Source organism: Ancylobacter oerskovii, from assembly GCF_018390555.1.
Taxonomy (GTDB): Bacteria; Pseudomonadota; Alphaproteobacteria; order Rhizobiales; family Xanthobacteraceae; genus Ancylobacter; species Ancylobacter oerskovii.
In genome coordinates, this window is record NZ_JAHBGB010000044.1 from 33,404 (window position 1) to 54,958 (window position 21,555).

Genomic DNA, 21,555 nt, shown 5'->3' on the forward strand with positions numbered 1-21,555 from the left:
CGTCGTGCCGTCATGGCCGGGCTTGACCCGGCCATCCACGTCTTTGGTTCGGCGACTTCGGTTCCGCTCGGCGTGCCCGGCCGAAGGCGTGGATCCCCGGGCCGAGCCCGGGGATGACGGTGCTCCGGCTGGCGGCGGCGTCGGCATCGCAGGGGAGGCGGGGCGGCTCGTCATGGATCGTCGGAACCGTTGGGGGGCTTCCCGCCGTCGCGCCGTCATGGCCGGGCTTGACCCGGCCATTCACGTCTTCGGTTCGGCGTCTTCGGTTCCGCTCGGCGTGCCCGGCCGAAGGCGTGGATCCCCGGGCCGAGCCCGGGGATGACGGTGCTCTGGCTGGGGGCGGCGTCGGCATCGCAGGGGAGGCGGGGCGGCTCGTCATGGATCGTCGGACCCGTTGGGGGCGCTTCCCGCCGTCGCGCGGTCATGGCCGGGCTTGACCCGGCCATTCACGTCTTCGGTTCGGCGTCTTCGGTTCCGCTCGGCGTGCCCGGCGAAGGCGTGGATCCCCGGGCCGAGCCCGGGGATGACGGTGTTCTGGCTGGGGGCGTCGGCATCGCAGGGGAGGCGGGGCGGCTCGTCATGGATCGTCGGAACCGTTGGGGGCGCTTCCCGCCGTCGCGCCGTCATGGCCGGGTTTGACCCGGCCATCCACGTCTTCGGTTCGGCGTCTTCGGTTCCGCTCGGCGTGCCCGGCCGAAGGCGTGGATCCCCGGGTCGAGCCCGGGGATGACGGTGTTCTGGCTGGGGGCGTCGGCATCGCAGGGGAGGCGGGGCGGCGCTGCTCGCGCACGACCTCCTGCTCCCTGCGCGATTTCCTATCGCTGCTGCGCGATCGCCACTCCCCCCGCGAGCTCCAGCAGCCGCTCCAGCTTCACATGCGCGGCGAGGTGGTCGGCCAGCGCGTCGAGCGCCGCCTCGACGCCGGCCTCGTAGTCGAGCGCGCTCGGCGGGGCGCCGAGGCGGGCGAGCCAGGCGGAACGCTGGGCATCGTCGGCGAACAGGCCGTGCGCATAGGTGCCGACGATGCGGCCATCGGCCGAGGTCGCGCCCTCGGGATGAGAGGAGCCCGTTGCGCCATCGACATGGGCGAAGGGGCGGGCGCGGTCGGGGCCGTCCGTCGCGCCCATATGCATCTCGTAGCCGCGGAAGGCGATGCCGTCGGCGCTGGTGCCGGCGATCGGCACGAGGCGCTTTTCCACTGTGAGCACCGTGTCGACGGCGAGCAGGCCGAGGCCGGGAACCTTGCCGGCCGGGCCTTCCATGCCCATCGGATCGTTGATGGTGCGGCCGAGCATCTGGTAGCCGCCGCACAGGCCGAGCACCCGGCCGCCGCGCCGCACATGCGCGGCGATGTCGATGTCCCAGCCGCTCGCGCGCAGTTCGGCGAGATCGGCAATCGTGGATTTCGAGCCGGGCAGGATGACGAGGTCGATGTCGCCGGGCAGCGGTTGGCCGGGCGCCAGGCGGATCAGCTCGACGGCGGGCTCGGCCTCCAGCGGGTCGAGGTCGTCGAAATTGGAGATGCGCGGCAGGATCGGCACGGCGATGCGCAGCCTGGCGCCCGGCTTGGCGGCGGGGGCGGCGTCGAGGGCGAGGGCGTCCTCGGCGGGCAGGCGGCGCGCGTCCCTGAAGAAGGGGATCAGGCCGAGATTTTCCCAACGCGTGCGCCGCGCGATCTCGTCCATGCCGCTCGCGAACAGGGCCGGGTCGCCGCGGAAGCGGTTGACGAGAAAGCCCTTGATCATCGCCGCGTCTTCCGGGGCGATCACCGCCCGGGTGCCGACCAGGCTGGCGATGACGCCGCCGCGGTCGATGTCGCCGATGAGGATGACCGGCACGCCGGCGGCACGGGCGAAGCCCATATTGGCGATGTCGGCGGCACGCAGATTGATCTCGGAGGCCGAGCCGGCGCCTTCCACCAATATGAGGTCGGCCTCCGCGCGGAGCCTGTCGAAGCTCGCCAGCACCGGGGCCATCAGCTCGGGCTTGAGCTTCTGGTAATCGGCGGCGCGGGCGCTGCGCCACGCCTTGCCCTGCACGACGATCTGCGCGCCGGTCTCGCTCTGCGGCTTCAGCAGCACCGGGTTCATGTGGACGCTGGGCGGCACGAAGGCGGCGCGGGCCTGCAGCGCCTGCGCGCGGCCGATCTCGCCGCCATCGGCGGTGACGGCGGCGTTGTTCGACATGTTCTGCGGCTTGAAGGGGCGGACCCTCAATCCCTGCCGGGCGAAGGCGCGGGCGAGGCCGGCGACGATCAGCGACTTGCCGACATCCGAGCCGGTGCCCTGGAACATCAGGGCACGGCCCCGGCGAGAGGCGGCGGTCATCGCCGAACCTTAGAGCAGACCGTTATGAGCGGCCTGCTTCCAGATAGTCGACGCGGCGCTCCAGATTGGCCTCGCGCACCATGCCGGGAATGAGGAACAGGTCGACGATCTGGCCGATGCCGAGCAGGCCGAGCGTCAGCAGCCACAGCGCGCCGGTCCAGTAGCGGCCGGCATAGAAGCGATGGATGCCGCAGACCCCGATCAGGCCGAACAGCCAGAAGAGATAGGCAACCGGTGTGGAGCGCATGGGCGCGCCTCTTCCTCTCAAAGCCACGCCGCACGATCCGGCGTCCCTGCTGAGATAGGGATGACGCAGCGGGATTTCGAGAGGGCGGCATCAGAACTCGATGCCCTTCTGCGCCTTCACGCCCGCCTTGAAGTGGTGCTTCACCAGCGTCATCTCGGTGACGAGGTCGGCGGCCTCGATCAGCTCGGCCTTGGCGTTGCGCCCGGTGACGACGACATGGAGATCCGGGCGCCGCGCGGCGAGCGTCGCGACCACCTCGTCGAGGGGAAGGTAGTCGTAGCGCAGGGCGATGTTGAGCTCGTCGAGGATGACGAGGCCGACGGACGGGTCGGCCATCAGCTCGCGCGCCTTCTCCCAGGCCCGGAGGCAGGCGGCGATGTCGCGGGCCTTGTCCTGGGTTTCCCAGGTGAAGCCCTCGCCCATGGAATGCCAGGCGACGCGGTCGCCGAAGGCTTGAAGCGCGTCGCGCTCGGCCGAGTGCCAGGCGCCCTTGATGAACTGCACCACGCCGACCCGGCCGCCATGGCCGAGCACGCGCAGGGCGAGGCCGAAGGCGGCGGTGGACTTGCCCTTGCCGGCACCGGTGTGGACGATGAGGAGGCCCTTCTCGATGGTCTTCTCCGCCACCTCGGCGTCCTGCACGGCCTTGCGCTTCGCCATCCTGTCGCGATGGCGGGCGGCCTCCTCGGGGGAGATGTCGGTCATCACTTCACCTTCATGGGAATGCCGGCGACCACCAGGGTCACCTCGTCGGCCAGCGCGGCGAGCTGCTGGTTGAGCCGGCCCTGCGCGTCGCGGAAGCGGCGGGCGAGGGCGTTTTCCGGCACGATGCTCATGCCGACCTCGTTGGAGACCGCCACTACCGGGCCGTCATGGGCAATGAGCGCGGTCTCGAGGATCGCCGAATCCATGTCGGGATCGGCGTCGGCCAGCAGGCGGTTGGTGAGCCAGAGCGTCAGGCAGTCGATCAGCACCGGGGCGCCGGGCGGAAGCGCGGCCAGCGCTCCCGCGAGGTCGTGCGGGACGTCGACGGTGAGCCAGCCTTCGCCGCGGCGGGCGCGGTGCCGGGCGATGCGCTCCTCCATCTCGGCATCATAGGCCTGCGCCGTGGCGAGATAGTACCACGGCGCAGGGAAGCGCTCGACCAGCGCCTCGGCGTGGCGGCTCTTGCCGGAGCGCGCGCCGCCGAGGACGAGGGTGAAAGGCATGGCGCCGCTCAGCCCGCCCGCGCGCCGAGGCGCGGACGCAGCCAGCCCGACAGGCCGCCCAGCAGGACCCAGAACAGGAAGCTCACCGCCACCGAGGCGACGACGAAGCTGTGATGCAGCGATTCCGGGATCGGGCTGTCATGGCTCACCGGCTGCGGCGCCCCGACGAGATGCGGCAGCAGGATCGCCCCGGCGCCCAGCGCGGCGAAGAGCGGCGAGCGGCCGAAGACCAGCAGCGCGAGGCCGGCGGCGGTGGCGACCGCGGTGCCGATCCACCAGAGCTGGCGGGCCATGAGATCGGCCGCCGGCATGGCCGGCAGTTCCGGCGGCAGGCCGAGCCCGGGTGCGAGCGTGAACACCGCGAAGCCGGCAAGGCCCCAGAGAATGCCCTCGCGCCAGCTGGACAGGCCGCCCTTCAGCTCGGTGGCGGCCACCAGCAGCAGGCCGAAGCCGAAGGCGGTGAGGATGCTGGCGACGACGGTGAAGGCGTTGCGCTCGAAGCCGTCGGCGGGCGCCCATTCGTCGCCGTCGCCATGGTCGTGCGCCGGCGCGCCGGCCTCGTGGTCGTGCGCCTCGCCGGCGGCGTGGGCATGCGTGTCGGCTGCCGCTTCCCCGCCCTCGAAGGTCTCGGCCTTGAGGATGAGCGGCACGGTGGTGACGAGATGAACGGCGGCGGAAGCCACGCCGGTGGCGATGCCCGCCACCAGCGCGACGAGCAGGATCGTCCGAAACAGAGACATGGAACCCCCCGTCAGTGGCAGGGGAAGGCGTTGACGTGGCGGATGTCGTGCGCCGCATTGTGCGCGGCGGCGATGTGGGAGAAGCCCACCCCGCCGATCACGAACACGCCGAGCAGGGCGGCGAAGGTGATGGCGAGCGCGCGCGAGGCCGGGGTCTCGGCGGCGGCTTGTGCGGAATGCGGCTGTGCGTTCAGGCGATTCATGGTCGTCTCCTTCTGCCCTCCACCCGAGGGCCGGCCCTTCCCGGGCCAGAGGTGATGTCGACGGCCGGTCTCCTGGCTCGCGGGTCCTCGCCTGTCCCTCCGCCTTCCCGGATCGCTCCAGTGGCCGTTGGAGGCAGGCTCGCCGCTCACAGTTGCGGGGGCAGCCGCGGAATCGACCCGCCCGAAAGCGAAGGTCCCACCGCGTTCCCGTCTTGCGTCCCGTGCCCATCACGGGAACCGTCGACTGCCTCCAACTATACCGGGCGGCGGGGGCGTCGCAATGCCCCTGCGTTGACATTCCCCCTCCGCGCTCCTTTAGTGGCGGCGATCGACGGTTTCCTCCCTCACCGGGAGGGACGAAGAGGGAATGCGGTGCGTCGGCCTCGCGAAGCTTTTCGCAAGGCGGCAATTCCGCGGCTGCCCCCGCAACTGTGAGCGGCGAGCCCGAGCCACAAGCCACTGGAGCGATCCGGGAAGGCGGCGATGAGGGCGGCGACCCGCGAGCCAGGAGACCTGCCGACGGTCCGGTCGTGCGTGCCGGCGGGGTGCCCGGCGAGCAGGTGGAGCCGTCCGGCATGCGTGCGGGCGGCTTGCGCGGGAGGCTCCCGCGGCCGGCGTGCCCCGATCTCGCAACGCCGCCGGAGACGCCCGATGACCGCCCCAGCTTCCGCCTCGCTCGCCCATCCGAGCCTCGAAAGGGTTCCCTGCACCATCGTCACCGGCTTTCTCGGCGCCGGCAAGACGACGCTGATCCGCCATGTGCTGGAGAACGCCAGGGGCAAGCGCCTGGCGGTGATCGTCAACGAGTTCGGCGATGTCGGCATCGATGGCGAGATTCTGAAGGGCTGCGGCATCGACACCTGCCCGGAGGAGAATGTCGTCGAGCTGGCCAATGGCTGCATCTGCTGCACGGTGGCCGACGATTTCGTGCCGGCGCTCGATGTGATTCTCTCCCGCGCGCCGAAGGTCGACCACATCCTGATCGAGACCTCCGGCCTCGCGCTGCCCAAGCCGCTGGTGCAGGCCTTCCACTGGCCGGCGATCAGGAGCCGGGTGACGGTGGACGGCGTGGTGGCGGTGGTGGACGGCGAGGCGCTGGCCTCCGGCCGGGTGGCGCATGACCATGACGCGCTGGCCGAGCAGCGGGCGGCCGACGCCTCGCTCGACCATGACGACCCGATCGAGGAGGTGTTCGACGACCAGATCGCCTGTGCCGACCTGGTGGTGCTGACCAAGGCCGACCTGATCGACGCCGACGGCGCGGTGCGCGCCCGCGCCGAGCTCGACGCCGAGCTGCCCCAGGGCGTGAAGGTGGTGCAGGTGACGCGCGGCCGGCTCGACCCGGCGGTGCTGCTGGGTCTCGGCGTCGGCACCGAGGACGACATCGAGAACCGCCGCACCCATCACGACGACGAGGCCGATCACGACCACGACGATTTCGACAGCTTCGTCGTCGAGGTGCCGGAGATCGGCGATCCGGCGGAGTTCGCCGCGCGGGTGGCGAAGGCGGCCGAGGAGGCCGAGGTCCTGCGCGTGAAGGGGTTCCTCGCGGTGGAAGGCAAGCCGATGCGGCTGCTGGTGCAGGCGGTGGGACCGCGGGTGGAGCATCATTACGACCGGGCCTGGGCGGAAGGCGAGCGGGGCGGGCGGCTGGTCGCCATCGGGCTGAAGGGGCTGGACCGGGCGAAGGTGGAGGCGATCCTCGCCGGCGCGCCGGTCCCGGCCTGAGCGCGCGGCCCGGGGACGATCGGTTCGAGGCGCCATGCATATCCTCGCCACCAGTTCCGCTTCGCTCGACGATCTCGCCGAGCCTGTCGATCTCCGGCAGCCGCCGGCGGAGCTGGTGGTGGCCTCCTTCGCCGACAGCGACCTGACGGCGCTCGCGCGTGCGGTGGGCCATGGCGCGGACGAGGGCACCGGCGAGAAGCCGCCGAGCCTGGCGCTGGCCAATCTGCGCGAGCTGAAGCACCCGATGTCGGTCGATCTCTGGGTCGACCGGCTGGCGCCACGGGCGAAGATCGTGGTGGTGCGGCTGCTCGGCGGGCTCGACTGGTGGCGCTACGGCGTCGAGCGGCTCGGCGCGGCGGCGCGGGCGCATGGCTTCCAACTGGCGGTGCTGCCGGGCGAGGACCGCGACGATCCGCGCCTCGCGGGCGCCTCGACGCTGGACGAGGCGGCGCTCGCGGCGCTGCTCGGCTATTTCCGTGCCGGCGGGCCGGAGAATATGCGGGCGCTGCTGGCCCTGCTGGGGCGCCATGCCGGTCGCGCCGCCGAGGTGCCGCCGCCGCGACCGCTGCCGCTGGCGGGGTTTTATGCGTGGGCGGGGGCGGGTGGATTGTCCTCCCGGCGGCATCTCCCCTCACCCCAACCCTCTCCCCGGCGGGGAGAGGGAGCCGGTCGCGCCGAGGGGAAAGCCCTCTCCCCGCCGGGGAGAGGGGTGGGTGAGGGGGAAGCTCCGGTAACCGACAGGGGCGAGCGACCGGGGGAGGCGCAGGCGGTTGCGGACGATGCGGCCCCCGTCATCCCTATCCTATTCTATCGCTCGCTGCTGATGGCCGGCGACACCGCGCCGGTCGATGCGCTCTGTGCGGCGCTGGCCGCGCGCGGGCTGTCGCCGCGTCCCATTTTCGTCGCCAGCCTCAAGGACCCGCACGCCGCCGATTTCCTGCGCCGCGCGCTGCCGGAGATGCGGCCGGCGGCGATCGTCACGCTCACCGCCTTCGCCGCCGCCGAGGCCGGGGAGGCGAGCGTGCTCGACCTGACCGACGCGCCGGTGATCCAGGCGGTGGTGGCGACGACGAAGCGCGCCGCATGGCAGGAGGGCGCGCGGGGGCTGGCGAGCGCCGACCTCGCCATGCATGTGGTGCTGCCCGAGCTCGACGGGCGGCTGCTCGCGGGCGCCGTTTCATTCAAGGATCCCGCCGAGGAAGCCGGCTTCGCGCATCTCGTCAACCGGCCGGAGCCGGAGCTCATCGACGCGGTGGCCGACAGGGTGGCGGCGCTGGTGCGGCTGCGGCGGCTGCCGCCGGCGGAACGGCGCGTGGCGATGATCCTGCCGGACTATGCCGGCGCCGCCGGGCGGACCGGCTGGGCGGTGGGGCTGGACGTGCCGGCGAGCGCGCGGGCGGCGCTGGCCGACATGAAGCTCGCCGGCTATCGGGTGGAAGGCGTGCCCGAGGACGAGCGGGCGCTGGTGGCGGCGCTGACGGGGGAGGACGGGGCGCCCGCTCGCCCCTCGCATTCATCTCTCGCGCCCCCTCATCCCGAGGTGCGAGCGGAGCGAGCCTCGAAGGGAGCTCGGGAAGGCGCGCCCGGAGACCCGTCCTTCGAGGCCCGGCTGCGCCGGGCACCTCAGGATGAGGTGGTGCGGGTTGCAGGGGATGAGGGTGTACCGGATTCACGGGACGAGGCTGCACTCGGCCTGGCGGATTACCGCCGCCTCCGCGCCGCCCTCCCTGCCGAGGCCGTCGCCGCGATCGAGGCGGCGTGGGGGCCCCCGGAGGACGACCCCGCCGGCTTCGACGGGGCTTTCCGCTTCCGGGTGCTCCGCTGCGGCAACGTCCTCGTCGCGCGGGCGCCGGATCGCGGCTCGCATGCCGAGCGGCGGGCGCAGTATCACGATCCGGCGCTGCCGCCGCGCCATGCGCTGATGGCCTTCGGGCTGTGGCTGCAGCGCGAGGTGGACGTGCTGGTGCACATGGGCGCGCATGGCACGCTGGAATGGCTGCCCGGCAAGCAGGTGGCGCTGACCCCGGCCTGCTTCCCCAGCCTCGTCGTCGGGGCGCTGCCGGTGGTCTATCCGTTCATCGTCTCCAATCCCGGCGAGGCGGCGCAGGCGAAGCGACGCCTCGCCGGCGTGACGCTCGGCCATTTGCCGCCGCCGCTGAAGGATGCCGAACTCGACGGCGACGCGCGCGATCTCGAGCGTCTCGTCGATGAATATGCGCAGGCGGACGGGCTCGACCGGCGGCGGCGCGAGAGGCTGGCGCGGCTGATCGTCGAGGAGGCCGCGCGCACCGGGCTGGGACGCGACGCCCGCATCGACGGCACCGACGAGGGCGAGGCGCTGCGGCGCATCGATGCCTTCCTGTGCGATCTCAAGGAACTGCGGCTGAAGGACGGCTTCCATGTCTATGGCCGCGGCGCCTGCGGGGCGGCGGAGCGCGACGGATTGCTCGCCGCGCTCGCCGGGCGGCGGGTGGCGGCCGGGCCGGCGGGGGCGCCCGCGCGCGGGCGATCGGACGTCCTGCCCACCGGGCGCAACCTCTTCACCGCCGATCCGCGCGGCCTGCCGACGCCGACCGCCATGGATCTCGGCCGGCTCGCCGCGCAGGAGGTGGTGCGCGCTTACTGCCAGGCGCATGGCGACTGGCCGCGCGCGCTGGTGCTCGATTTGTGGGGCAGCGCGACGCTGCGCACCGGCGGCGAGGAGATCGCGCAGGGGCTGGCGCTGATCGGCGCCCGGCCGGTGTGGGACCCGGCGACCGGGCGCGTCACCGGCATCGAGGTGCTGCCGCCCGCGGCGATGGGGCGGCCGCGGGTGGATGTCACCTTCCGCATCTCCGGGCTGTTCCGCGACCTGTTCCCGGCGCAGATCGCGCTGCTCGACGCGGCGCTGAAGGCGGTGGCCCGCCGCGACGAGCCCGCCGGGGAGAACCCGCTGGCGGCGGCGGGCGAGGGGGCGCCGCGCATCTTCGGCACCGCCCCGGGGGCCTATGGCGCCGGGCTCGACGCGCATGCCGGCGAGCGGGATGCGGCGGCGGCCGGCGTGGCCTATCTCGCGGCGGCGTCCCACGCCTATGGCGGCACCGAGGGCGCGGCGCGGCCGGCGGGCGGGGCCTTCGCGGCGCGGGTGGCGGCGGCCGACCTGATCGTGCACGGGCAGGACGATCCGGGCCGCGACCTGCTGGAGGGCGATGCCGACCTCGCCTTTCTCGGTGGCTTTGCGGCGGCGGCGGCGGCCATGGGGCGGGCGCCGGACCTGGTGGTGCTCGACACCCACGATCCGGCGCGGCCGCGGGCGCGGCCGCTCGACGAGGCGTTGGCGCGCCTCGTGCGGCGGCGGGTGGCGCCGGCCTATGTTGACGGCCTGCTGCGCCACGGCCCGCGCGGGGCGGCGGAGATGGTGGAGACCGTCGACCGGCTGGTCGGTTTCGCCGAGGTGACGCCAGCGGTGCCTTCGCATCTGATCGACCTGATCCACGCCGCCTATGTCGCCGACGAACGGGTGCGGGATTTCCTCGCCGCGCAATCGCCGGAGGGGGCGCTGTTCGTCGCCGGGCGGCTGGAGGGTGCGCGGGCGCGGGGGCTGTGGCATCCCAAGCGCAACGATGTCGGCGCGGCGCTCGACGAGTTGCGCGGGAAAGGATCCGGCGAGGAGGCGGCGGAATGAGCGGCGCCGCCGGCAATGCCGCCGCCTTCAGGCGCGGCGCCTGCCCGACCCTGCCGGCGCCGATGGCGACCGGCGACGGACTGCTGGCGCGGCTCGCGCTCGCCGGGCCGCTGACGCCCCCGCAGGCCGCCGGGCTGGCGGCTCTGGCGCGGGATTGCGGCAATGGCATCATCGAGGTGACGGCGCGGGGGAAGCTGCAGCTGCGCGGGCTCGACGCGGTGGGGGCGGCGCGTCTGGCGGAGGGCGTGGGCGCGCTCGGCCTCGCGCTGCGCGAGGGGCTGGGCATCGAGACGAGCGCGCTGGCCGGGCGCGATCCAGCCGAGGCCTTCGATCCGCGTCCGCTGGCGGCGGCGATCGCGCAGGCGGCGCAGGTGGCAGGGCTGGCGGACCGGCTGGCGCCGAAGGTGAGCGTCGGCATCGATGGCGGCGGGGCGCTGGGCCTCGCCGGGCGCGATCTCGACATCGCGGTCTCGCCGGCGGCGGCCGGTTTTCGCATCGCGGCGGCCGGCGTGGCGATCGGGCGGACCCCGGCGCCGGGGCCGGTGGTGCTGGCGCTGCTGGAACGGCTCGCCGCCCTGGGGCCGCAGGCCAGAATGCGCGACCTGCTGGCGGCGGAGGGAGCGGCGGCGCTCGGCGCCGGGCTGGTGCCGGCCGAGGGGCGGGTCCCGTCGCCGGGCGAGCCGGTGGGCCGGCACGCGCTGGCCGAGGGGCGACATGGGGCGGGAAGATGCGCGCTCGGCCTCGCTCTGCCCTTCGGACAGATCGAGGCGGAGGGGTTGCAGGCGCTGGCCGGCCGGGCGGCCGAGCTCGGCGCGGACTTCATCGAGCCGGCCGGCGGGCGGGCGCTGGTGATCGGGCCATTGGACGAGGCGCGGGCCGATGCGCTGGCGCAAGCGGCCGGCGCGGCCGGCCTGATCGTCGACGCCGCCGATCCGCTGCGCCGGATCGCGGCCTGCCCGGGTGCGCCGGCCTGCGGCTCGGCGCGATTCGCCACGCGGGCGCTCGCCCGGCAATTGGTGCGCGGCCTCGCCGGAGGCCGCACGGTGCATGTCTCGGGCTGCGTGAAAGGCTGTGCGCATCCCGGCCGGGCCGACCTCACCATCGTGGGGCTGGACGAAGGGGCCGGGATCGTGGTCGAAGGCACGCCGCGCGACGCGCCGGTGCGGATCGTCCCCTTCGACGCGGCGGCCGGGGTCGTGCGTGCGTTTCTGGAGAGCGAGCTTGGCTGAGGCCCACGACTACATGCGCGACGACTACATACGCGACGGCAACGCCATCTATGAGCGCTCCTTCGCGATCATCCGCGAGGAGGCCGAGCTCGGCCGCTTCACGCCGGAGGAAGCGGATGTCGCGGTGCGGATGATCCATGCCTGCGGCCTCGTCGAGGCGGCGCTCGCCATCGACTTCGCGCCCGGTCTGGTCGGCGCGGCGCGGCGGGCGCTGGCGGCGGGCGCGCCGATCCTGTGCGACGCGCAGATGGTGGCGCATGGGGTGACGCGGGCGCGGCTGCCGGCGAACAACGAGGTGATCTGCACGCTGCGCGATCCCTCCGTGCCGGGGCTGGCGGAGCGGCTCGGCACCACCCGCTCGGCGGCGGCGCTGGAATTGTGGCGCGACCGGATGGAGGGGGCGGTGATCGCCATCGGCAACGCGCCGACGGCGCTGTTCCAGCTCATGGAGATGCTCGACGCCGGCGCGCCGAGGCCGGCGGCGATCCTCGGCATCCCCGTCGGCTTCGTCGGCGCGGCGGAATCCAAGGAGGCGCTGGCGGCGGGCGATCACGGCGTGCCGTGGCTGGTGGTGCGCGGGCGGCTGGGCGGCAGCGCCATGACGGCGGCGGCCATCAACGCGCTGGCGAGGGCGGGGATATGAGCGCGGCGATTGCGGGTGGCTGCCTGATCGGCGTCGGCGTCGGCCCCGGCGACCCCGAGCTGATGACGCTGAAGGCCGCGCGCGCGCTCGGCGAGGCCGATGTCGTCGCCTATTTCGCCAAGCGCGGCAAGGACAGCCATGCGCGGGCCATCGCGCAGGCGCATTTCCGCGCCGGGGCGCTGGAGCTGCCGCTCGACTATCCCGTGACCACCGAGCTCCACCGCCATGACGAGGGCTACCGGTCGCAGATCACCGGCTTCTACGACGACAGCGCCCGGCTCGTGGCCGGGCATCTCGACGCCGGGCGGAAGGTGGCGGTGCTCTCCGAGGGCGATCCGCTGTTCTACGGCTCCTACATGCACCTGCATGTGCGCCTCGCGGCGCGCTACCCGACCGAGGTGATTCCCGGCGTCACCGGCATGTCCGGCTGCTGGTCGCAGGCGGGCACGCCGATCGCCCAGGGCGACGACGTGCTCAGCGTGCTGCCGGGCACGCTGGAGGAGGCCGAGCTGGCGCGGCGGCTGGCGGCGGCCGACGCGGCGGTGATCATGAAGGTGGGGCGCAACCTGCCGAAGATCCGCCGGGCGCTGGAAACGGCGGGGCGGCTCGACCGGGCGCTCTATGTCGAGCGCGGCACCATGGCCGGCGGCGGGGCGATGCCGCTTGCCGCGCGGGGCGGGGAGGCGGCGCCCTATTTCGCCATCGTGCTGGTGCCCGGCTGGCAATTGCGGGCCGGAGCGGACGAATGAGCGGCCGTCTCAGCGTCATCGGGCTCGGGCCCGGCGAGGCGCGCTGGCTGACGCCGGAGGCGTCGGCCGAGCTGGACGCCGCCGAGGCGGTCTATGGCTACGGCCCGTATCTCGACCGGGTGCCGGAGCGGGACGGCCAGAGCCGGCACGCCTCCGACAATCGCGAGGAGATCGCGCGCGCCGGCGCCGCGCTGGCCCATGCCGCCGGCGGCGCGAAGGTGGCGATGGTCTCGGGCGGCGATCCCGGCGTGTTCGCCATGGCGGCGGCGGTGATCGAGGCGATCGAGGCCGGGCCGGCGGAATGGCGGGGGCTCGATCTGCGCGTGGTGCCGGGCATCACCGCCATGCTGATGGTGGCGGCACGGGCGGGGGCGCCGCTGGGGCATGATTTCTGCGCCGTCTCGCTCTCCGACAACCTCAAGCCGTGGGAGGCCGTGGAGCGGCGGCTGCGGCTCGCCGCGCAGGCGGGCTTCGCGATGGCGTTCTACAACCCGGTGTCGAAGGCGCGGCCCTGGCAGCTCGACCGGGCGTTCGACCTCCTGCGGGCGGAACTGCCGGGCACGGTGCCGGTGATCTTCGGCCGGGCGGCGGGGCGGGCTGACGAGAGGATCGCCACCGTGCCGCTCGCCGCGGCGCGGGGGGACATGGCCGACATGGCGACCTGCATCCTCGTCGGCACAGCCGCCACGCGGATCGTGGCGCGGCCGGGGCGGCCCGATCTCGTCTACACGCCGCGCCGCATGGACGCCGCCCGGCCGGAGCGGCCATGAAGCCGCGCCTCCAGCCAGGCGAGGGCTTCCTCGACGCTCGTCGCGGCCGGCACGTCCGGGCGGGCGGGGCGGGCGAGGAGGATCACCTTCAGGCCGAGAAGGCGGGCGGCGTCGAGCTTGGCGGCGCTCGCCGTTCCCCCGCTGTTCTTGGCGAGGACGATCTCGATGCCGTGCGATTTGAAAAGATCGACCTCGGCGTCGAGGCGGAACGGGCCGCGGTCCAGGAGGTAGCCGGCATCGGCGACGGCGAGCGGCGGCTCGACCGGATCGACGCTGCGGATGAGGTAGCGGTGCTGCGGGGCGGCCTCCAGCGCGTGCACCTCGTTGCGCCCGAGGGCGGCGAAGACGCGGCGCGGGGCTTCGCCGAGCAGAGAGAGGGCGGCGGGAAGCGTCGGCGCCTGCTGCCAGTCGTCGCCGGGGCGGGGCGTCCAGGCCGGGCGGGCGAGTGCGAGGAGCGGCACGCCGGTCCTGCGGGCGGCCTCGGCGGCGTTCGCCGACATGGCGGCGGCGAAGGGGTGGGTGGCGTCGATCAGCGCGTCGATGCCCTCGGCTTGCAAGTGCGCCGCAAGTCCCTCGGCGCCGCCGAAGCCGCCGATGCGGGTCGGCGCCGGATAGGCGACCGGGTTGCGCGTGCGTCCGGCAAGCGACACGCTGGGTGCGATGTCGGCACGGCCCGCGAGCGCCTCCACCAGGGCCCGCGCGTCGCTGGTGCCGCCGAGCACGAGCACGCGCAGCGGAAGGGACGCGGAATGGGGAGCGGCGATGCCGGGAGCTGAAGCCGTGGTGGGTGACATGGTGGGTGACATGGCGGCGGACAATGCGCCGGCGCGGCGCTGGTTGTCCATCGTCGGCCTCGGCGAGGACGGCCTGGACGGGCTCTCGCCGCGCGGGCGCGCGCTGATCGAAGAGGCCGAGGTGGTGTTCGGCGGCGCGCGGCATCTCGCTCTGGCCCGCGAGGCGATCCGCGGCGCGGCGCGGGCGTTTCCCGCCGAGGCACGGGCCTGGCCGAGCCCGTTCGAGGACGGGGTGAGGCAGGTGCTGGCGCTGGCGGGCGGACGGGTGTGCGTCTTGGCCTCCGGCGACCCGTTCCTGCACGGTGTCGGCACGGTGCTGGCGCGGCATGTGCCGGCCGGGGAGATGGAGGTGGTGCCGGCGCCCTCCGCCTTCAGCCTGGCGGCGGCGCGGCTGGGCTGGGCGCTGAACGAGACGGCGCTGGTCTCCGCGCATGGACGGGCGGTGGAGACGGTGCGGCGGCATCTGCACGACGCAAGCCGGGTGCTGGTGCTGACCTCCGATGCCGAAGGGCCGGCGGCGCTGGCGGCGCTGCTCGCCGCGAGCGGGTTCGGTGCCTCGCGCCTCACCGTGCTGGAGGCGCTGGGCGGTCCGCGCGAGCGGGTGCGCGCGGCGCCGGCGGAGGGCTTCGCGCTGGCCGACATCCACCCGCTCAACCTCGTCGGCATCGAGGTGGCGGCGGGCGAGGGCGCGCGGGAGATCCCGCTCACGCCCGGCCTGCCGGACGAGTGGTACGAGAATGACGGGCAGCTGACCAAGCGCGGCATCCGTGCGCTGACGCTGGCGGCGCTGGCGCCGCGCCGGGGTGAATTGTTATGGGACATCGGCGCCGGGGCGGGGTCGATCGGCATCGAATGGATGCTGGCCGATCCCTCGCTCAAGGCCATCGCCATCGAGGAGCGCGGCGAGCGGGCTTCGCGGGTGGAGCGGAACGCGCGGGCGCTCGGCGCCCCCGGCCTGCGGGTGGTGGAGGGCCGGGCGCCGGAGGCGCTGGAAGGATTGCCGGCGCCCGACGTCGTCTTCGTCGGCGGCGGCGCGAGCGAGGCTGGCGTGCTGGAGGCGGCCATCGAGGCGCTCAAGCCCGGCGGGCGGCTGGTCGTCAATGCGGTGACGCTGGAGACCGAGGCGGTGCTGCTGGCGCGCCACGCCGCGCTCGGCGGCGGGCTGACGCGGATCGCGATGGCGCAGGCCTCCCCCGTCGCCGGCATGACCGGCTGGCGGCCGGCGATGCCGGTCACGCAATGGACGTGGCTCAAGCCGCGCATGGTGGCGCGATGATCGTGGCGGGGGTCGGCAGCCGGCGCGGCGCCAGCGCGCAGGAGGTCTGCGCCGCGGTGCGCGGCGCCCTGGCGCGCTACGGCATAAGGCTCGGCGAGATCTCGCTGATGGCGACGCCGGCGCTGAAGGGATCGGAGCCGGGCATCATGAAGGGGGCGCTCGACCTCGGCCTGCTGCTGGTCATGGTGCCGCAGGCGCAGATGGAGGCGGCGGGGGCGCGGGCCGTCACCCATTCGGAACGGGTGGTGGCGCTGATGGGCGTGCCCTCGGTGGCGGAGGCGGCGGCGCTGGCGGCGGCCGGGCGCGGCTCGACGCTGCTGGGGCCGCGCTTCGTGCTGGGGCCGGTGACGTGCGCGCTGGCGCGCGAGCGCGACAAGGCGAGCCCGGAGGCGGACCCGACATGACCGTGCATTTCATCGGCGCCGGGCCGGGAGCGGCGGATCTCATCACCCTGCGGGGGCGCGAGCTGATCGGCCGCTGTCCGGTGTGCCTCTATGCCGGCTCGCTGGTGCCGGCGGAGATGCTCGGCTGGTGCCCCCCCGGCGCCCGCCTCGTCGACACCGCGCCGCTGTCGCTGGACGAGATCGAGGCGGAATATGTGCGCGCCGAGGCGGCGGGCGCGGATGTGGCGCGGCTGCATTCCGGCGACCTTTCCATCTATTCGGCGGTGGCCGAGCAGATGCGCCGGCTCGACCGGCTCGGCATCGCCTATACGCTGACGCCCGGCGTGCCGGCCTTCGCGGCGGCGAGCGCGGTGCTGGGGCGCGAACTCACCGTACCGGGCGTCGCCCAGAGCGTGGTGCTGACGCGGGTGTCGGGGCGCGCCTCCGCCATGCCGGCGGCCGAGACGCTGGAGGCCTTCGCGTCGACCGGGGCGACGCTGGTGCTGCATCTCGCCATCCATGCCCTGCCGCAGCTGGTCGAGCGGCTGCTGCCCACCCACGGCGCCGACTGCCCGGTGGCGGTGGTGGTGGAGGCGAGCCGGCCAGGCGAGCGGGTGATCACCGGCACGCTGGGAGACATTCTCGCGCGCCATGGCGAGGCGCCGGCGGAGCGGGCGGCGCTGATCCTCGTCGGCCGGGCGCTCGGTGCCGAGGATTTCCGCGAGAGCGCGCTTTACGACGCGCACTACCAGCGCCGCTTCCGGGGGCGGGAATGAAGGGGCGTAGGAGGTGGGGCGGGCGGGCCAGGACGAACATCCTTCGAGGCTCGCTGCGCTCGCAGCTCAGGATGACGGCGCTTTGTGAGCGATCCGAAAGAGCCTGGCCATCCACCGCGCCATCGAAGGGAGACGTCTCCACCGCGCCCTTTCTCTCCCTTTCCCCGTCGGGGAGAGGGAGCTTCGCCGCTCTTTCGGCCATGACGGGTCAGACACTCAGGATGAGGTGGTCCTTGGAGGAGACCGGAAGCAAGGGGACGCGGAGCGGTATACATCCCGGCCGGGCGGTTCAGGATACCGTTCATCCTTGCAAGAAAGAGCACCCTCATCCTGAGGTGCGAGCGCAGCGAGCCTCGAAGGATGCTCGTCCGGGAGCGGCGGCATGACCTCCCTTGAACGCGCCACCGCCGGTCCGCGCGCGATCATCCTCGCCGCGCCGCGCTCCGGCTCCGGCAAGACCACGGTGACGCTCGGCGTCGTCGCGGCGCTGGCGCGGCGGGGGGTGAAGGTGCGGGCGGTGAAGTCCGGGCCGGACTATATCGATCCCGCCTTCCACGCGGTGGCGAGCGGCCGGCCGGGGCTGAACCTCGACAGCTTCGCCATGGCCCCGGAACTGCTGGCCGGCCTCCTCGCCGAAGCCGGGCGCGCCGCGGAACTGGTGATCATCGAGGCCTCGATGGGGCTGTTCGACGGGATTTCCGGCGAGGCGGGCCGTTCCGGCGCCGCCGCCGATCTCGCGGCGCGGTTCGGCCTGCCGGTCGTGCTGGTGATGGACGTTTCCGGGCAGTCGCAATCCGCCGCCGCGGTGGTGCGCGGCTTCGCCGCCCACGACCCGCGGGTGCGGATCGCCGCGGCGCTGCTCAACAAAGTGGCGAGCCCGCGCCATCGCGCACAGGTCGAGGAGGCGATGGCGGCGCTGCCGCTGCCGGTGATCGGCGCCGTGCCGCGCGATGCGACGCTCGGCCTGCCGGAGCGCCATCTCGGGCTGGTGCAGGCCGCCGAGCATCCCGAACTCGCCGCGCATCTCGACCGCCTCGCGGCGATGGCGCAGGCGCATGTCGATCTCGACGCGCTGGTCGGGCTGGCGGCGCCGCTCGATCTCGCGGCGCCGCTGCGGCCGGCGATCGCGCCGCCGGGACAGCGCATCGCGCTGGCCGCCGACGTCGCCTTCGGCTTCGCCTATGAACATCTCGTCGGCGGCTGGCGGGCGGCGGGCGCCGAGATCGTGCCGTTCTCGCCGCTGGCCGACCAGGGGCCGGACGCGGCGTGCGACGTGTGCTGGCTGCCGGGCGGCTATCCCGAACTGCACGGCGGGCGGCTGGCGGCGGCCTCGACCTTTCTCGACGGCGTCCGGCGCTTCGCGGGGAAGCGGCCGGTGCATGGCGAGTGCGGCGGCTACATGGTGCTGGGCGAGGCACTGGAGGATGCCGACGGCGCGACCCATCGGATGCTGGGCCTGCTCGGCCATGAAACCAGCTTCGCCCGCCGCCGGCTCAATCTCGGCTACCGCCGGGCGACGACGCTGGCGCCGGGGCCGCTCGGTCCGCAGGGGACAAGCCTGCGCGGCCACGAGTTCCATTATGCCAGCGTCACAAAGCCCGGCGACGATGCGCCGCTCGTCACACTGGCGGACGGACAGGGTAAGCCGTTGGGGCCGGCGGGAAGCCGGCGCGGCCTCGTCTCCGGGGCCTTCTTCCATGTGATTGCGCAGGAGTGAGCCATGACGCCCTATCGCCGCCTGATCGTGTTGCTGTCCGGGATTTTCGGCGTGGCCGGCGTCGGCCTCGCGGCGGCGGCGGCGCATGCGGTGCCCGATCCCAGCCTCGCCACCGCCGCCAGCTTCCTGATGATCGGCGCCGCGGCGCTGGCCGGCTGCGCGGCGCTGGCGGTGGCGGGCGGGCGACGCCGCTCCTTCGCCGATCTCGGCGCCGGGCTGATCGCGCTGGGCACCCTCCTGTTCAGCGGCGCCATCGCCGTGCGGGTGCTTCTGGATGCCGTGCTTTTTCCTATGGCCGCCCCGACCGGCGGGACTATGCTGATGGTCGGATGGGCGGCGCTGGGACTGGCGGCCTTCGAGAGGGCGCAGGCGCGGGCATGAGGAGCCGCCGGCGAGTTGGCCAAAAGGTTGCATGGCCGGTGCGGGCATTCGCCGGGCCGTTGAACATGGCAGGATGCGGGCGGCCGATCGCCACGGGGAGCGTTAGTCGCAGATGACAGTCGAGGTCGAGAGCAAGATGCTGGACAAGCCGGAGCAGACCACCCAAGCGCCGAGCGCGGCCGGCGACGACGTCGCCAAGTTCCGTGCCGCGGTGATCGCCAAGCTGACCTATGCGGTGGGCAAGAACCCGGCGGCGGCCAGCGACCGCGACTGGTTCCTCGCCACCGCCTTCGCCACCCGCGACCGCATCGTCGACCGCTGGGTGACCTCGACGCGGCAGACCTATTCGGAAGGCCGCAAGCGGGTCTACTACCTCTCGCTGGAATTCCTGATCGGCCGGCTGCTGTTCGACGCGCTGACCAATCTCGAAATGCTGGAGACGGTGCGCGCGGCGCTCGGCGACCTCGGCGTCGACCTCGACCGGCTGCGCCAGGTGGAGCCGGACGCGGCGCTGGGCAATGGCGGCCTCGGGCGCCTCGCCGCCTGTTTCATGGACAGCATGGCGACGCTGTCCATCGCCGCCTATGGCTACGGCATCCGCTACGATCACGGCCTGTTCCGGCAGGTGATCAAGAATGGCTGGCAGCAGGAATATCCCGAGGACTGGCTGTCCTTCGGCAATCCCTGGGAATTCGAGCGGCCGGAAGTCACCTATGATGTCGGCTTCGGCGGCTCGGTGGAGGCGGTGGCGCTGGGCGGCGACCGCAAGAAGCAGGTCTGGCACCCGGCCGAGCAGGTCGAGGCGGTGGCCTACGACACGCCGATCGTCGGCTGGCGCGGCCGGCACGTCAACACGCTGCGGCTGTGGTCGGCCCGCGCGGCCGACCCGCTGCGGCTCGACGCCTTCAACCAGGGCGACCATGTCGGCGCGCTGGTCGACCAGGTGAAGGCCGAGGCGATCTCCAAGGTGCTCTATCCGAGCGACGCCACCCCGGCGGGCCAGGAACTGCGGCTGCGGCAGGAATATTTCTTCACCGCCGCCTCGCTGCACGACCTGATGCGCCGCCATGTCGACACCTTCGGCGACGTGCGCTCGCTGCCCGACAAGGTGTCGATCCAGCTCAACGACACCCACCCCTCGATCGCGGTAGCCGAGCTGATGCGCGTGCTCCTCGACGAGCACGACATCGAATGGGCGCAGGCCTGGGACATCACCAACCGCACCATCTCCTACACCAACCACACGCTGCTGCCCGAGGCGCTGGAGACCTGGCCGGTACCGCTGATGGAGCGGGTGCTGCCGCGCCACATGCAGATCATCTACCTGATCAACGCGCTGCATCTGGAAGCGGTGCGCAAGGAGTTCCCCGGCGACGACGCGCTGCTCTCCTCCGTCTCGCTGATCCAGGAGGATCACGGCCGGCGGGTGCGCATGGGCAACCTCGCCTTCCTCGGCTCGCACTCGATCAACGGCGTCGCGGCGCTGCACAGCGAGTTGATGAAGACCACGGTCTTCAAGGATTTCTACCGGCTCTACCCGGAGCGCATGAACAACAAGACCAACGGCATCACCTTCCGCCGCTGGCTGAACGAGGCCAATCCCGGGCTCACCGCGCTCCTGGTCGACGTGTGCGGGCCGGAGGTGCTGGACGACCCGGCGGCGCTGAAGAAGCTGGAGGCCCATGCCGGCGAGACGGCGCTGCACGACCGGCTCGCCGCGGTGCGCCGGCAGAACAAAGTGGCGCTGGCGCGCCTCATCCGCGACCGGCTGGACATCAAGGTCAATCCCGGCGCGCTGTTCGACGTGCAGATCAAGCGCATCCACGAATATAAGCGCCAGCTGCTCAACGTGCTGGAGACCATCGCGCTCTACGACGCCATGCGCGCCAACCCGGCCAAGGCCTGGGCGCCGCGGGTGAAGATCTTCTCCGGCAAGGCGGCGGCCAGCTACCACATGGCGAAGCTGATCATCAAGCTGGCCAACGACGTCGCCAAGGTGGTGAACGACGACCCCACCGTGCGCGACCTGCTGAAGGTGGTGTTCCTGCCGAACTACAACGTGTCGCTGGCCGAGGTGATCATCCCCGCCGCCGACCTCTCCGAGCAGATCTCCACCGCCGGCATGGAGGCGTCGGGCACCGGCAACATGAAGATGGCGCTCAACGGCGCGCTGACCATCGGCACGCTTGACGGCGCCAATGTCGAGATCAAGGAGCATGTCGGCGACGACAACATCTTCATCTTCGGCCTCACCGCCGAGCAGGTGGAGAAGCGCCGCATCGCCGGCATCGACGAGGCGGCGGCGATCGCGGCCTCGCCGCATCTGGGCGAGGTGCTGGACGCGGTGGGCGCCGGCGTGTTCTCCCCCGACGAGCCCGACCGCTACAAGCCGCTGGTCGACGCGCTGCGCCACCACGACTACTTCCTGGTGACGCCGGATTTCGACAGCTACTGGGATACCCAGCGGCTGGTCGACGCCAAGTGGAACGACCGGCCGGCCTGGTGGACGTCGAGCGCCATCAACACCGCCAATATGGGCTGGTTCTCCTCGGACCGGACCATTTCCGAATATGCCCGCGACATCTGGCACGTCCCGGTGCTGCAGACGCGCTGAACCCCCGGCGGGGCGCCGGGACTGCGGCTTCATGCCTCGGGCGGCGCCCTTCCTCGCATCCGTGACGTTACGTGCTGGACTTATTGCCGGTGGTAAAGGAACCTTC

Annotated in this window: 19 protein-coding genes and 2 riboswitches; of the genes, 12 read left to right on the top strand and 7 right to left on the bottom strand. The window is 73.0% G+C overall.

Annotated elements, in window-relative coordinates; translation table 11 throughout:
- Positions 1–815: 815 nt before the first annotated feature.
- The 6 genes from KHC19_RS21115 to KHC19_RS21140 all read right to left on the bottom strand — a co-directional run bounded on the left by KHC19_RS21115 (position 816) and on the right by KHC19_RS21140 (position 4,725).
- Positions 816–2,294 (bottom strand): cobyric acid synthase, encoded by a 1,479-nt coding sequence (locus KHC19_RS21115; RefSeq protein ID WP_213356325.1) that lies wholly within the window; start codon positions 2,292–2,294, stop codon positions 816–818.
- A 55-nt stretch (positions 2,295–2,349) separates the two neighbouring features.
- Positions 2,350–2,574, bottom strand: a complete 225-nt coding sequence (locus KHC19_RS21120; RefSeq protein WP_213355358.1) for an NINE protein — start codon at positions 2,572–2,574, stop codon at positions 2,350–2,352.
- Positions 2,575–2,664: 90 nt separating this feature from the next.
- Positions 2,665–3,279: a cob(I)yrinic acid a,c-diamide adenosyltransferase gene (gene cobO, locus KHC19_RS21125; protein WP_213355359.1), complete on the bottom strand. Its 615-nt coding sequence runs from the start codon at positions 3,277–3,279 to the stop codon at positions 2,665–2,667.
- Positions 3,279–3,782: a bifunctional adenosylcobinamide kinase/adenosylcobinamide-phosphate guanylyltransferase gene (cobU, locus tag KHC19_RS21130; RefSeq protein ID WP_213355360.1), complete on the bottom strand. Its 504-nt coding sequence runs from the start codon at positions 3,780–3,782 to the stop codon at positions 3,279–3,281. The genes cobO and cobU overlap by 1 nt, the downstream gene beginning before the upstream one ends.
- 8 nt (positions 3,783–3,790) lie before the next feature.
- Complete coding sequence (locus KHC19_RS21135) at positions 3,791–4,522, bottom strand: CbtA family protein (protein ID WP_213355361.1); 732 nt, start codon at positions 4,520–4,522, stop codon at positions 3,791–3,793.
- An 11-nt stretch (positions 4,523–4,533) separates the two neighbouring features.
- Positions 4,534–4,725 (bottom strand): CbtB domain-containing protein, encoded by a 192-nt coding sequence (locus KHC19_RS21140; RefSeq protein WP_213355362.1) that lies wholly within the window; start codon positions 4,723–4,725, stop codon positions 4,534–4,536.
- A 45-nt stretch (positions 4,726–4,770) separates the two neighbouring features.
- Positions 4,771–4,982, bottom strand: a riboswitch (cobalamin riboswitch).
- A gap of 58 nt (positions 4,983–5,040) precedes the next feature.
- Positions 5,041–5,260: riboswitch (cobalamin riboswitch) on the top strand.
- Positions 5,261–5,376: 116 nt separating this feature from the next.
- Between KHC19_RS21140 and cobW the strand changes: the two genes are divergently transcribed.
- Genes cobW through KHC19_RS21170 form a run of 6 tightly spaced genes read left to right on the top strand, consistent with a single transcriptional unit; the run spans position 5,377 to position 13,508 of the window.
- Entirely contained in the window at positions 5,377–6,453 is a 1,077-nt protein-coding gene (gene cobW / locus KHC19_RS21145) for a cobalamin biosynthesis protein CobW (protein WP_213355363.1), read from the top strand.
- A gap of 34 nt (positions 6,454–6,487) precedes the next feature.
- Positions 6,488–10,117, top strand: coding sequence for a cobaltochelatase subunit CobN (gene cobN / locus KHC19_RS21150; protein WP_213355364.1), 3,630 nt, complete (start codon positions 6,488–6,490; stop codon positions 10,115–10,117).
- On the top strand, positions 10,114–11,346 hold the full coding sequence (cobG, locus tag KHC19_RS21155) for a precorrin-3B synthase (protein ID WP_213355365.1): 1,233 nt from the start codon (positions 10,114–10,116) through the stop codon (positions 11,344–11,346). Before cobN ends, cobG begins: the two co-directional genes overlap by 4 nt.
- A gap of 13 nt (positions 11,347–11,359) precedes the next feature.
- Positions 11,360–11,989, top strand: coding sequence for a precorrin-8X methylmutase (locus KHC19_RS21160; RefSeq protein WP_213356327.1), 630 nt, complete (start codon positions 11,360–11,362; stop codon positions 11,987–11,989).
- Positions 11,986–12,738 carry a precorrin-2 C(20)-methyltransferase gene (locus KHC19_RS21165; protein WP_213355366.1) on the top strand — a complete coding sequence of 251 codons (753 nt, stop codon included), beginning with the start codon at positions 11,986–11,988 and terminating at the stop codon, positions 12,736–12,738. The genes KHC19_RS21160 and KHC19_RS21165 overlap by 4 nt, the downstream gene beginning before the upstream one ends.
- The gene (locus KHC19_RS21170; RefSeq protein ID WP_213355367.1) at positions 12,735–13,508 is read left to right on the top strand and encodes a precorrin-3B C(17)-methyltransferase; all 774 of its coding nucleotides are present in this window, start codon (positions 12,735–12,737) and stop codon (positions 13,506–13,508) included. The genes KHC19_RS21165 and KHC19_RS21170 overlap by 4 nt, the downstream gene beginning before the upstream one ends.
- On the opposite strand, the gene KHC19_RS21175 is transcribed toward KHC19_RS21170, so the two are convergent.
- Complete coding sequence (locus KHC19_RS21175) at positions 13,463–14,302, bottom strand: cobalt-precorrin-6A reductase (protein ID WP_213355369.1); 840 nt, start codon at positions 14,300–14,302, stop codon at positions 13,463–13,465. The two genes, KHC19_RS21170 and KHC19_RS21175, sit on opposite strands and share 46 nt — an antisense overlap.
- Between KHC19_RS21175 and cbiE the strand changes: the two genes are divergently transcribed.
- The 6 genes from cbiE (at position 14,271) to KHC19_RS21205 (ending at position 21,449) form a co-directional block, all read left to right on the top strand.
- A complete protein-coding gene (cbiE, locus tag KHC19_RS21180; RefSeq protein ID WP_378295556.1) occupies positions 14,271–15,578 on the top strand; it encodes a precorrin-6y C5,15-methyltransferase (decarboxylating) subunit CbiE in 1,308 nt (435 codons plus the stop codon). The two genes, KHC19_RS21175 and cbiE, sit on opposite strands and share 32 nt — an antisense overlap.
- The gene (locus KHC19_RS21185) at positions 15,542–15,982 is read left to right on the top strand and encodes a cobalamin biosynthesis protein (protein WP_246549331.1); all 441 of its coding nucleotides are present in this window, start codon (positions 15,542–15,544) and stop codon (positions 15,980–15,982) included. The genes cbiE and KHC19_RS21185 overlap by 37 nt, the downstream gene beginning before the upstream one ends.
- Positions 15,979–16,737, top strand: a complete 759-nt coding sequence (cobM, locus tag KHC19_RS21190) for a precorrin-4 C(11)-methyltransferase (protein WP_213355370.1) — start codon at positions 15,979–15,981, stop codon at positions 16,735–16,737. The genes KHC19_RS21185 and cobM overlap by 4 nt, the downstream gene beginning before the upstream one ends.
- Positions 16,738–17,119: 382 nt before the next feature.
- Positions 17,120–18,454, top strand: coding sequence for a cobyrinic acid a,c-diamide synthase CobB (locus KHC19_RS21195; RefSeq protein ID WP_213355371.1), 1,335 nt, complete (start codon positions 17,120–17,122; stop codon positions 18,452–18,454).
- A gap of 3 nt (positions 18,455–18,457) precedes the next feature.
- Positions 18,458–18,835: a DUF423 domain-containing protein gene (locus KHC19_RS21200; protein WP_213355372.1), complete on the top strand. Its 378-nt coding sequence runs from the start codon at positions 18,458–18,460 to the stop codon at positions 18,833–18,835.
- Positions 18,836–18,947: 112 nt separating this feature from the next.
- On the top strand, positions 18,948–21,449 hold the full coding sequence (locus KHC19_RS21205) for a glycogen/starch/alpha-glucan phosphorylase (protein WP_213355373.1): 2,502 nt from the start codon (positions 18,948–18,950) through the stop codon (positions 21,447–21,449).
- Positions 21,450–21,555: the final 106 nt, after the last annotated feature.

Coding starts and splice junctions, on each gene's coding strand:
- KHC19_RS21115 (WP_213356325.1), bottom strand. CDS start 2,294: ATGTTCCAGGGCACCGGCTCGGATGTCGGCAAGTCGCTGATCGTCGCC.
- KHC19_RS21120 (WP_213355358.1), bottom strand. CDS start 2,574: ATGCGCTCCACACCGGTTGCCTATCTCTTCTGGCTGTTCGGCCTGATC.
- cobO (WP_213355359.1), bottom strand. CDS start 3,279: ATGACCGACATCTCCCCCGAGGAGGCCGCCCGCCATCGCGACAGGATG.
- cobU (WP_213355360.1), bottom strand. CDS start 3,782: ATGCCTTTCACCCTCGTCCTCGGCGGCGCGCGCTCCGGCAAGAGCCGC.
- KHC19_RS21135 (WP_213355361.1), bottom strand. CDS start 4,522: ATGTCTCTGTTTCGGACGATCCTGCTCGTCGCGCTGGTGGCGGGCATC.
- KHC19_RS21140 (WP_213355362.1), bottom strand. CDS start 4,725: ATGAATCGCCTGAACGCACAGCCGCATTCCGCACAAGCCGCCGCCGAG.
- cobW (WP_213355363.1), top strand. CDS start 5,377: ATGACCGCCCCAGCTTCCGCCTCGCTCGCCCATCCGAGCCTCGAAAGG.
- cobN (WP_213355364.1), top strand. CDS start 6,488: ATGCATATCCTCGCCACCAGTTCCGCTTCGCTCGACGATCTCGCCGAG.
- cobG (WP_213355365.1), top strand. CDS start 10,114: ATGAGCGGCGCCGCCGGCAATGCCGCCGCCTTCAGGCGCGGCGCCTGC.
- KHC19_RS21160 (WP_213356327.1), top strand. CDS start 11,360: ATGCGCGACGACTACATACGCGACGGCAACGCCATCTATGAGCGCTCC.
- KHC19_RS21165 (WP_213355366.1), top strand. CDS start 11,986: ATGAGCGCGGCGATTGCGGGTGGCTGCCTGATCGGCGTCGGCGTCGGC.
- KHC19_RS21170 (WP_213355367.1), top strand. CDS start 12,735: ATGAGCGGCCGTCTCAGCGTCATCGGGCTCGGGCCCGGCGAGGCGCGC.
- cbiE (WP_378295556.1), top strand. CDS start 14,271: ATGCCGGGAGCTGAAGCCGTGGTGGGTGACATGGTGGGTGACATGGCG.
- KHC19_RS21175 (WP_213355369.1), bottom strand. CDS start 14,302: ATGTCACCCACCACGGCTTCAGCTCCCGGCATCGCCGCTCCCCATTCC.
- KHC19_RS21185 (WP_246549331.1), top strand. CDS start 15,542: ATGGACGTGGCTCAAGCCGCGCATGGTGGCGCGATGATCGTGGCGGGG.
- cobM (WP_213355370.1), top strand. CDS start 15,979: ATGACCGTGCATTTCATCGGCGCCGGGCCGGGAGCGGCGGATCTCATC.
- KHC19_RS21195 (WP_213355371.1), top strand. CDS start 17,120: ATGACCTCCCTTGAACGCGCCACCGCCGGTCCGCGCGCGATCATCCTC.
- KHC19_RS21200 (WP_213355372.1), top strand. CDS start 18,458: ATGACGCCCTATCGCCGCCTGATCGTGTTGCTGTCCGGGATTTTCGGC.
- KHC19_RS21205 (WP_213355373.1), top strand. CDS start 18,948: ATGACAGTCGAGGTCGAGAGCAAGATGCTGGACAAGCCGGAGCAGACC.